This is a genomic window from Arthrobacter sp. NPDC056727, assembly GCF_042790555.1.
In the GTDB taxonomy this organism is placed as follows: domain Bacteria; phylum Actinomycetota; class Actinomycetes; order Actinomycetales; family Micrococcaceae; genus Arthrobacter.
Genome location: NZ_JBHTZA010000048.1, coordinates 1 through 9,750, shown reverse-complemented (window position 1 = coordinate 9,750; position 9,750 = coordinate 1). Strand labels below are relative to the sequence as shown.

Below are 9,750 nucleotides of genomic sequence, written 5' to 3'. Positions count from 1 at the left end.
TATTCTGTCGGTGCTCAGTGCCACCCTACTGTCGTTTTGCCTGTTGAGAGCGCGGTGGCCGGTCCGCTACAGATGTCGCGCACCGCGTCTTAAGCATCGGAGAGGAACGCTTTTGGGATGGCCCGTGTACCAGCGCCGGCCTGTCACCCCCGAACACTGACAGGCTGCCGCTGGAACTTGTTGCTGCGGCTACTGTGCCGCAGTTTCTGTGAAGGCCGAGGCGTTTGCTGCTGCTGTTTCGCGGATCTGCTTGACTTGTTCGATTTGGGGAGCGAGCTCCCGCATGCGCGTAGTGACGTACCTATCCAGAACCTTGTCGATGGCTGCGTGGAAGCCGATTTTTTCCCGGCAGACGGCGTCAGTCACAGCGATCCTCATTTCCTCCTGGCCACCGGCTGATTTACCCGCATCCGATGCCTGCTGGGGATTGCTGAAGGAAGGGTAGGCCGTTTCCTTCATGCATCCTTGCCAGTCCTGAACGGCTTTGGTGAGTCCGGAGTCGCCGGATGCGGACAGCGTGGCGGGGAAGAAGGAGTTGTATGCGATGCCCGTTGCGAGCATGTAGTTGTCGGCGCTGCCGTAGATCTTGGTCATGGCTTCTCCTCGACAACCTCCTGCCACGGTTCCGGTTCCTTGGACGGTGCTCGCCGTAGTCGGGCTGCCCTTTCCGTTGAGGGCAGCCATGAAAGCTGGGTCAGAAAAGAGCTGTCCTTCAGACGTGCCTTGGGCCGGTTCCTGCGGTCCTCGATCCCCCGCGCCCTCGTACCCGTTCGCTTTGGCGGCCTCGACGGTTAGCCGGGGAAAACCGATGGCCCCGCTGAGGTCGAGGGTTTGAATGGTGGCTGGTGGGGTGTACTTGAACCCCGCACCTGCCATGCACACGCGGATAGCTTCTCGCATGCCCTTTTCAGCGGTTGCGTCCGCCTGAGCATAGGCCTCAGCCTGGCGGACAATTCCGGGCACGGGTTCGGCGGAAGCTGTGACTGAAGCGGACGGAATGGAGGCCGCTGTCAAGGCTGCCGCTGCTCCCGTGACGAGGACGGCCGCGCCGATGATGGTTCGTTTCATGGTGCTCCTTAGGTTGTTTTTGGCAATGCGGTGGCTGGCCTTGTTTCGGTTCAAGGCCTGTGGCTGATGTGGTGGCTTCTACGTCAGCAGTTGGTTTTGGTAGGCGAAGGCGACGAGCTGGATCCGGTTTTTGAGCTTGAGCTTTGCGAGGATGCTCCCGACGTGGGTTTTCACAGTTGCTTCGCTGAGAAACAACTCACCGGCGATGTCCGCGTTTCCCAGGCCCTTGGCGGCAAGCAGAAAGACGTCGCGTTCCCGTCCGGAGAGGTCTTCCAGAGCTGTGTCGTTAGCTGGGCCCGGTGTTGTGTAGTCGCGGAGAAGTTCGTTGGTGAGGGCCGGTGCCATGACAGAGTGGCCGGAGTGCACTGTTCGGATTGTGGCCAGAAGGAAGTCGGGGGTCGTGTCTTTGGTCAGGAATCCAGCCGCGCCCGCCTGGATGGCACGTACTACGGCTTCATCATGCTGGATCGTGGTCAGCACGATGACCTTTGGCGGAGCTGTGTTCGCTGTGGAGAGGATTCTTCGTGTGGCGGTGATACCGTCCATCACCGGCATCCTGATGTCCATCAGGACCACGTCGGGCTTCGCTTCTTCGACCAGTTTGATCGCTGCCTCTCCGTCGACTGCGTCCCCGACGAACTCCAGATCGTGCTGGCTCCGGATGATCATTTTCAGGCCGGCACTGAAGAGGGGCTGGTCGTCGACCAGGACGACGCGTATTGGCCCGGTCATGCGTTCGCTCCTTCCACTGGCCGGGCCGAGATGACTCGGCCGTCTGGGGCGTCAGAGGCCGACTTTTCCGTGGCCGGTAGGAAGGCTAAGACTTCGAATGTCTCCTCCCCGTTGATGGTCTCGACCCATCCTCCTGCTGCAGCGGCACGGGCCTTCATTCCACTCAGCCCCCGTCCCAACGCGGAACTGTCGCTGGTCTTCGTGTCTGTTGTGCTTGTTTGGAGAGAAGAACGGACCCGGAGTTCAACGGCTTCCGGCTTCCAGAGGAACTGCAGGTGCACTCCTCGTGACCGATCCGCATGTTTGAAGGCATTGGTGAGGCTTTCCTGCGCCAGTCGGTACACGGTCAGGTGCTGTGCTGGTGTCATGTCCCACGGGGTGCCGGATGTTTCGATTTTCACGGGCATGCCGCTCTGGGTCATCCGGTCGGCGAGAGCCGCCACGTCTTCGGCTCGCTGTCCCGGCTCGTGCTTGAGGTCCGTGGCGAAACCTTCGATCAGGCGGCGCGTTTCAACCAGGGCAGCCCGGGCCGAAGCAGCGATAATTTCTGAGGCCTCTTCAACGAGTTGAGGTTCGGTGCGATGGATGAAGCGGATGCCGTCAGCTTGGGCCACGATAACGGTTAGCGAATGAGCCAGCACGTCATGCAATTCCCTGGCGATCCGGTTGCGTTCCCTCTCCAGGACGAGTTCCGTGGACGCTTCCTGCAGGCGAGACTCTGCCGCGAGTTGGGCTTTGCGGCTCCTATCGGCGTTGTTGCTGGCGTGGCCGGCAACCCATGCCACAAGGTTCAAAGCAGCGAATGCCCCGAAAATCAGGAAGACATATGCAATGGTGCGCAGAACCCCCCGGCCGTAAAGCTGATTTCCGAAGACGAAACTGATCCAGGTCTGATCCAAGAACCAGTTCACCGTCGTGATGCCGGCGAACGCCGTCGCCGCGACCGGGGGGATCCACTTTGCCCGGTCTTTCCAGGCGACGGTGGCGAAGAAGACCGCCAGGGGAATGGCGACATAGCTTAGAACGCCGGACAGCAGCACCAGCGGGAACACCTTGAAGGTCTGCAAGAGGAGTGCAAAGAAAACCCACGCTAGCCCAACTGATGGCAGCAGCTCGGCCACTGCAATTGCCGTTGTAAGGGCGAGCAGTAGGGCTGTGTTCCGGTCGAAGGTGCGCTGCTCGAGAACTAGTAGTGTCCCAAGCAGCAGAGCGGCACTGAGCGGGGCCCTGAGCACTCTGACCTGCCGGAATGAATTGAACATGTCTTCACCCTAAGTGGGTCACGCCAGGCTCAAGGACAGCTTCCTCGGACTTCCAACCGGAAGACGAGTAAGTTCCACCCAACGGATGACTTCCCCACAGGAGCCTCGACTCCAAGTTTCCAAGCTCGTCATTGCCCGAGGAGCGGCAGTTCGGTACTAACCAGACATGCGTTGGCAGAAATGAGCAGGACCTCACCTGAGACGTTGGAAGCCGGCTGGCGGATAAAGCCCGGCCTCCATATAGGTTCGTGAGACTGTCTTCCTATGACAGCACCAGTATTCATATCCTGCCTCGCTCTTCTCTTCACGGTTGGCTCGTTCTATTGGCTTCAAGCCCGTAAGGGTCGACTAAAGCTGTTCCCCGTGATCACATTCAGTGGGTACTGGAAAAAGTCACGTCTGGTTCTTCGGCTACCCGTGATTCTGTTCAATTCCGGTGCGCGCCCACGTGTAATCACTGCTCTGCGGCTGGTGACGACAGACAAGGAGGGAAAAAAGGTCGTTCTGGAATGCCAGTCATTCAGGAAGACCGTAGACCCGACGCCAGACGACATGGAGGACATGGCACATGCATATGCAGTACCTGCCCGCCAAGTCGTGACGAAGCATGCTCACTTCGCAGTAGACAGTTTGCCGGTCTTCAATCAAGTTGGGCCGACCCCGTTCCAGGTTCAGGCGTTGGTCGACGCCGGTACTAGGTGGCGTGAACTGGGAGACGTTGCGGTGCATGTAGAGATCATGCATACGCCCAGCTACATCACGTATAGCAACAACCCTGGAGTGTGGCCGGCCAACCTCCGTGAGGATGCGGCCCGCTATCGCGCTCTAGTCTTCGGTGCTGATGCACTTCCGATGGACGCCAATGGAGAATCGGTTCGCTAGCAGCGGGGCACTAACTTGTAGATGAACTGCTCAAGGGAGCGTTTTTGGCTCGTCGACGACACTTCCTTGGACGTGGGCGTGAAAATCAGCGAGGGAGGAAAATTCCGGCCATAAATTTTCGCGGTCAATGTTGGCGAGGGCAAAGGAAAATCTATTCGAGCGCGCGAGGTTTTCCTTGAAGTCGTATGCGGGGCTGAGTTCGAGGAGAATCCGAAGGACCATAGCCCATCGGCAGCTTTCGACCGTCACGTAGTAGAGGGAGATGGATGGCTCATCAAACTCAAGGGCAAGTTGATGGCTCTGATGGTTGCGGATTTTTTTCACCATCCCGATCCACTTCAGCAGATCAGGCCCGAAGAGGCTAGGGACGACTTGTCGAACGGGTTTGAGCAGATCCACCGCCCGCTCTTGGTACGTCATTTGGTTGAGGTGTCTCAAGGTCTCTCTAAAGACGGAGTGGGCCTTATCCTCATCGCCGTATCCTTCCGACCGCAGTTTTTCCACGCCCGCATTTCGGGCTTGCTTCGCTGCACGCTCCACAGCGCGTTGGGGTAGCCCCACGAGTCTGGGCCTATCCACGTGAAGCCGGCGATGAAGACCTTCCAGTGCTGTTGCTAACACTTGGGCGTCGAGCTGCAGGGTGTTTGTGAGGCCGTTGAGTATGAATGGAAACGGATCAACCTTGTAAGCAAGGGGTATCCAAGCGGCGAACATGGCCAAGGAGAGATCCTGAGCCGGCAGGAATCTGCTGGGACGAAGGGGAATTGGGTCGCTGCCTTGAACGTGAAGGACGCACCAGCGGCTTCCGACAAGAACTTCAGTATGGGTAACTCCGGGAACCTTTTCGGCTGTCCACAACCCGAGCAGCTGGCTGCAGTAGAGCTGCACCTGGTTGCGTAGTGTTTGCATTGGAGTGACCTTGGTGGCTCTGAATTGGAAACCTAGGCCTTGTTCTCCACCCCATTTTTCCAAGACTCCCGGGATTAAGCCGGGGACCGCTTCCGAGGAGGCTCCTTGCTGAAAGCCCATGTCTGCCGGCAGCCGCCAAGTCCATCTGATTCCGGAAACATCGTCACGTTCATTGGACAGGTGTGCTCCAACGAGAGCCATTGAACCGTGGAAGGTCTGCCTGGCCGACGTAAATAGGAACATCGGATCTTTCATGAGGGCACGGAAGAGTGTTACGGACTCGCCGTCCTCCAGCACTCCAACGATGTCTCGGGGCATGAAATCTGCAACAACTTTGGCCGGATCTCCACTGAACGACACGACGTTTGGTTGCGACATATCTAACTGCTCAGGTTTGAATATGAAGTCGGTCAGTTGGAGTACAAATGACCCATCATCTTCCAGGCACAGCACTCCGGGTACCAGATGTTCAAGGTCCAGTCCGAAATGTCCATCGAAGTCGCTCATTGGGTCAGTATTCCCTGTACCGCCTGTCCGGCCCACTCTCACACGAATTCCCGTATAGCCGACCGCCGCCCTCGCAATCCTTTAGCCAAGCGGGAGCGGCAGGTTGCTTGTGGATGTCCGGTTGAGATGACCCATGAGTTGGCGGTTGGCTTCCCGGGCGGCGCCCAGTTCTTCTTCCTGGTCTTGTAGCTTGGCCCGAAGTTCCTGAATCTCGTTTTGTAGTGTTTGGTTATGCCCCTCGAGGGCGGCGTGGTCGCTGGGTGCGCCGAGTCCCGTTCTGGAGTATGCCTGCTCGCCGAGGATTTCAGACAGTCGCGCTTCCAAGTCTGCGATGTGCTGAGTTTGGCGACGGACAATGGCACGCAGGTTCACTTTGTCGGCATCGAGGCTTTGACGGGTCGGCGTGGCCGCGGACGCTGCTATGGATGGATGGTCGGCGGCCGCGTAAACGTCGGCGCGCAGGTCAAGATGGCGGTGGATAAAGGAGCGGTGCACTCTGGCTCGGGCTGCGACGGAGGAGATGGTGATTTCATTGCCTTCTGTCCGCATGGCATCCAGTGCCTGGGTAACTCGGGCGCGGCGGGCATCGACGTCGCGCCGTCGGGCGATGGTGAGCGCGCTGGGGCCAGCATCGGAAATCGTCATGGCCTCAACTCCTGAAAGCCGATTGAGGGCATGCCGAGCGAGACCTTCTGTCGTGCACTGCGAATCACGTTGATTGCTTCCTGAATCCGTTGCTGGTCCTCGGCGCTCAGGTGAGCGAGGTCGTCCTCGACGCGGCGGATCAGGCTACGCAACTGCTCGATTTCTTCGTCACTGGGCGCCGTCTTGGCCCGGACCCATTCCTGCACGTCCGTCGCGGCGAGGATCCGTTCACGGTCGGCTAGGAGCTGTTGGAGATAAGACTTGAGCTCTGGGAGGTAAGAGGCGTCACTGCGGAAGTGACCGCATCCGATGCAGCTGTATTTGTAAGGGCAGGCATGACCGCCGGCTTTGACGTTTGAGGGCTCGGTGCACACGCCGAACGGCACTGCGATCTGGCCCACGCGTAACCGGGTGTGTTCTTCGGCGACGAGCCCGGCGATGTCGGCGAATACACGATGCCCCTGGCTGTTGAATTGGTGCTGGGCGACTTGATTCACTGCGTGGCGGACGCGCTTTTCAGTCACCCGGTAGTAGCCCATCGTGGTTTCCATTGAGACGTGCCCCATTAGGTCGCGCAGTACGTCGGGAGGTGTGCCATTATCGGCATGCCGTTGAGCGTAGCTGTGCCTGTATGAGTACGGCACAGCGACAGCGGGGGGAAAGGGCTGGCCGGCGTCGTCGATCAGCTGCTCTGCAATGGAGTCGATGAATGCCCTGTGGGCTTTGGCGAGGTGCGGGACCCCGACGTGGAACATGCCGTATGGGTTTAGCTGGTTTCGCGGGAACAGGGCCAGTTGGTCCAGTGGTGTGTTGGGGAAGCGCTGGTGGACATTTTCGCGGTGCTCACGAATGAGGTTTGCTGTCTCGATGCTGATTGGGAGGCGACGGTTCGGTCGGTTGTTCTTGCTGTCTGTGTAAATCAGCACTTGGTGACCGTCGGCTGTGGTGTCCAGGCAGTCCCAAGGGAGCTGGCATGCTTCCTCGGGGCGGCGGCCCGTGTCGATCAGCACTTCGACGATACGGCGTACGTCCAGTCCCGCGCGTACTTCCAGGTCCGGCAAGTGCTCGTTGATGCATCGTTGGACCGGAATGGGAAGATCGCGGCCCGGGCCAGTGCTCTCCGGCGGTCTAGGGACGTCACTTTGTCGCAGCCGGAAGTCGTCCGGCAGCCCAGCTAGAGGCTGTGCTGGACGGGTGAGGCCGAAGGAGCGGATGTCATCGAGGAAGCGGCGAACCCGGATGCTGATGAAGTAGCGCTTATTGCGGCTGATCTCGCCGTTGCGTTCGAGGTATGCCAGGCGATTGGTGAAGCGGATGATGTCGGTGCGATCGAGCTCGCCGGGCTCAAGTCCGTGGTCCGGGCGGCCGTGCTGCAGGCTCCAGGAAAGGTGCCGAATGGCGCGGACTGTCTGTTTCGAAGTGGCAGTGGCCTGTCGTCCGCGGTGCAAAGGAAGATCCTCCAGCACCCAATGTTTTGCCGCCTCTCGCAGCCATGGCTGAGACAGGACTTTGAAGTTGATCTGCCCCTTGCCGCCGAATATCGCCAAATCCCAGCGATCTCGTTGTTGCTCTCGCTCCGGAGACGTCAGGCTCCGTTGCACGGCAAGAGTCAAGGCGCGAATCAGGGCCGCCATGTGTCTGGACTCCGCGCATATCGGGTCATCCAGGAGATCGAAGATACTGTGCACCTGGAGTCGGCGGGCATGGCGTACCAGGGCACGAAGCTCAACCATGGAGGTCTTGGTATGGTCATCGGTCCGCCATTGCAGTCCGGCGAGGATTTCCGTGATCACCTGATCTGGTAATCCCTTGAGCACCACCACGCGGCCGCTGTCGGCGGGCGGTTCCTGGGATCGAGCCCAAACCTCCAAATCCGGCGGTGGGTCTGTCCGACGCGACCGGCTCCAGCGAAGGGCATGCGGGTGACAAAGTCTGTTCGGGACGCCCGCGACGCGGTCGCACGACGGCACCCGACATGGTCCAAAGGTGGTCAAAGGTGTCGGCCGGGCGGTCTGAAGCCAATCATCAACCGTTGTTGAGGGGTGCTGCTTGAAGCGGAAGTCGTGTGCCAAACATAGACCCGTTCGCTGATTGGTTGGCCGAGGGCAGTCAATGACGCAGCAGAGCCTCTCGCCGCGTACCGGGCGGCCGCTCGTAGTGTTCACGAACTTCTCGATGGGCAGGCGTCCGCGACCGAACTCCCGACCGCAGGCCCGACAGAGGTCGTGGCCTGGGGTGGCGACGCTGGTGTTGCAGTCCCTCCGTGCACACTTCCGGATGCCAAGCAACGGATGGTTCCTTGGAGGTGCCAAGACTTGTTCATCAGCCTTCCACCCGGCCTCTGTCAGAAAATCGGACCGCAGGGCGGCATGCAACAAATTCAACTCGCTGTTCGGCGCCACCGCCTCAACGCGGAAACGGCTGCCGCTGCTCAGGTAGCTCACTGTTTCTCCCCAAGCTTTCGAGGCGAGGGGATCCGCTCGACGACGGCGCGGAGCCTCCCGGGTGAGGGGTGAAGATAGACCTCGCTGGACGAGATCCATGCATGGCCGAGGAGTTCTTTGAGGACGTCGGCCGTGCCACCATGCTCCGCTACGTTGGTGGCGAAGCTATGGCGCAGCATGTGTGGATGAACTGGTCGCTTCAACCGCGCGCGAGACGATAGCCGGGCCAGGAGCTCGTTGATTCCGCCAGGGCGCATCGGTGCCCCAACGGGAGCGGCGAAAAGATTCACCAGTACAAAGTCCGACCGTCCGCCACGATCGACACGGTCTCGTTCAACAATGTACTGGTCATAGGCCTGAACGGTGAGCCAATCAGCCGGTATCACCCGTTGGCGGCGGGACTTTGCCCAAGCTCCATTGGGATTCGTCCTTCGTACCACGTGAAGGTGCGTGCCCTTGAAGCCGCAACCGAGTTGGGATGCATCAGGCACGAAGTGGATGTCAGAGCGGCGCAAACCGGCCAGCTCTCCCCTGCGTAGGCCCATGCGCCACATGGCGATGACAATGAATCGGTCACGGGCGTTATTGGCTGCTCGGATCAGGCTGCCAATGTCCTCTCCCTCAGCATTTGCGACCGGAGAGGCCGGCTGGGAGAGACGATGCCGCGCCCTCGCGCGGGGAGGATGGGCACCCCGGTCTATAGCGTTCATCGAGTGACTATCGAAGGAGTCATAAACGACCGCCAACACTTTAGGGTCGAGCTGGCCCACCGCCGCCGCATGCCGAAAAAAGCTCCGAACCGCAGCCAGAATCGCGTTGACTCGCCGCGGCCCACGAACAGCGTCGCTGCGACCAGCGCGCACTTGATCGGGACAGTAGTGCTGTAGCCAGTAGATGAAGCGACCGAGATACGGAGCGCTTTCCCGCCACGGTTTACTAATGGATGCAGCCCAGTCAAAGAACAGCGCGAGAGACGTAGCGTAGGACTGGCTGGTGGACTCCGCGCCATCCCGGCCGAGCCGGTGGTACAGCAGAAAGTCATCTGCCTCGACCACCACCCGGTAGGCGGGGTCGACGACAGTCCAGTAGCGCAGCTCCGAAGGCATGATCACTTGGAACGACCTGAACGTTGCCACGCCCTGCTCAGCCCCTGCACCTCATCACGAGGATGATGCTCATGGGAAGGATGCTAGAACTTGCGACGTTGAGTACGTCCCCGACACACCGACAGTTCCTGTCTTAGACATATTCAGCCGTGGGACTTTGCGACGTCCGCGACAGCATTATTGGACCCAACAAAA

8 protein-coding genes are annotated in these 9,750 nt (G+C 59.7%); 1 reads left to right on the top strand and 7 read right to left on the bottom strand.

Going from position 1 to position 9,750, the window contains the following annotated elements; genetic code table 11:
* Nucleotides 1–189 precede the first annotated feature (189 nt).
* The 3 genes from ACFRAH_RS24030 to ACFRAH_RS24020 form a co-directional block, all read right to left on the bottom strand.
* The gene (locus ACFRAH_RS24030; protein ID WP_377993407.1) at nucleotides 190–1,068 is read right to left on the bottom strand and encodes a hypothetical protein; all 879 of its coding nucleotides are present in this window, start codon (nucleotides 1,066–1,068) and stop codon (nucleotides 190–192) included.
* 78 nt (nucleotides 1,069–1,146) lie between these two features.
* On the bottom strand, nucleotides 1,147–1,800 hold the full coding sequence (locus tag ACFRAH_RS24025; protein WP_377993406.1) for a response regulator: 654 nt from the start codon (nucleotides 1,798–1,800) through the stop codon (nucleotides 1,147–1,149).
* A complete protein-coding gene (locus tag ACFRAH_RS24020; protein ID WP_377993405.1) occupies nucleotides 1,797–3,062 on the bottom strand; it encodes a sensor histidine kinase in 1,266 nt (421 codons plus the stop codon). The genes ACFRAH_RS24025 and ACFRAH_RS24020 overlap by 4 nt, the downstream gene beginning before the upstream one ends.
* Nucleotides 3,063–3,425: 363 nt before the next feature.
* On the opposite strand from ACFRAH_RS24020, the gene ACFRAH_RS24015 reads away from it, so the two are divergent.
* The gene (locus ACFRAH_RS24015; protein WP_377993404.1) at nucleotides 3,426–3,944 is read left to right on the top strand and encodes a hypothetical protein; all 519 of its coding nucleotides are present in this window, start codon (nucleotides 3,426–3,428) and stop codon (nucleotides 3,942–3,944) included.
* A 30-nt stretch (nucleotides 3,945–3,974) separates the two neighbouring features.
* On the opposite strand, the gene ACFRAH_RS24010 is transcribed toward ACFRAH_RS24015, so the two are convergent.
* The 4 genes from ACFRAH_RS24010 to ACFRAH_RS23995 form a co-directional block, all read right to left on the bottom strand.
* The gene (locus ACFRAH_RS24010; RefSeq protein WP_377993403.1) at nucleotides 3,975–5,360 is read right to left on the bottom strand and encodes a HEPN domain-containing protein; all 1,386 of its coding nucleotides are present in this window, start codon (nucleotides 5,358–5,360) and stop codon (nucleotides 3,975–3,977) included.
* Nucleotides 5,361–5,441: 81 nt separating this feature from the next.
* The gene (locus tag ACFRAH_RS24005) at nucleotides 5,442–6,005 is read right to left on the bottom strand and encodes a hypothetical protein (protein ID WP_377993402.1); all 564 of its coding nucleotides are present in this window, start codon (nucleotides 6,003–6,005) and stop codon (nucleotides 5,442–5,444) included.
* Entirely contained in the window at nucleotides 6,002–7,828 is a 1,827-nt protein-coding gene (locus ACFRAH_RS24000) for a tyrosine-type recombinase/integrase (RefSeq protein ID WP_377993401.1), read from the bottom strand. Before ACFRAH_RS24000 ends, ACFRAH_RS24005 begins: the two co-directional genes overlap by 4 nt.
* Before the next feature lie 617 nt (nucleotides 7,829–8,445).
* Nucleotides 8,446–9,555, bottom strand: coding sequence for a tyrosine-type recombinase/integrase (locus ACFRAH_RS23995; protein WP_377993400.1), 1,110 nt, complete (start codon nucleotides 9,553–9,555; stop codon nucleotides 8,446–8,448).
* Nucleotides 9,556–9,750: the final 195 nt, after the last annotated feature.

What these genes read in the sequence shown, in the direction of transcription:
- ACFRAH_RS24030 (WP_377993407.1), bottom strand. Translation starts at nt 1,068, where the DNA reads ATGAAACGAACCATCATCGGCGCGGCCGTCCTCGTCACGGGAGCAGCG.
- ACFRAH_RS24025 (WP_377993406.1), bottom strand. Translation starts at nt 1,800, where the DNA reads ATGACCGGGCCAATACGCGTCGTCCTGGTCGACGACCAGCCCCTCTTC.
- ACFRAH_RS24020 (WP_377993405.1), bottom strand. Translation starts at nt 3,062, where the DNA reads ATGTTCAATTCATTCCGGCAGGTCAGAGTGCTCAGGGCCCCGCTCAGT.
- ACFRAH_RS24010 (WP_377993403.1), bottom strand. Translation starts at nt 5,360, where the DNA reads ATGAGCGACTTCGATGGACATTTCGGACTGGACCTTGAACATCTGGTA.
- ACFRAH_RS24005 (WP_377993402.1), bottom strand. Translation starts at nt 6,005, where the DNA reads ATGACGATTTCCGATGCTGGCCCCAGCGCGCTCACCATCGCCCGACGG.
- ACFRAH_RS23995 (WP_377993400.1), bottom strand. Translation starts at nt 9,555, where the DNA reads ATGCCTTCGGAGCTGCGCTACTGGACTGTCGTCGACCCCGCCTACCGG.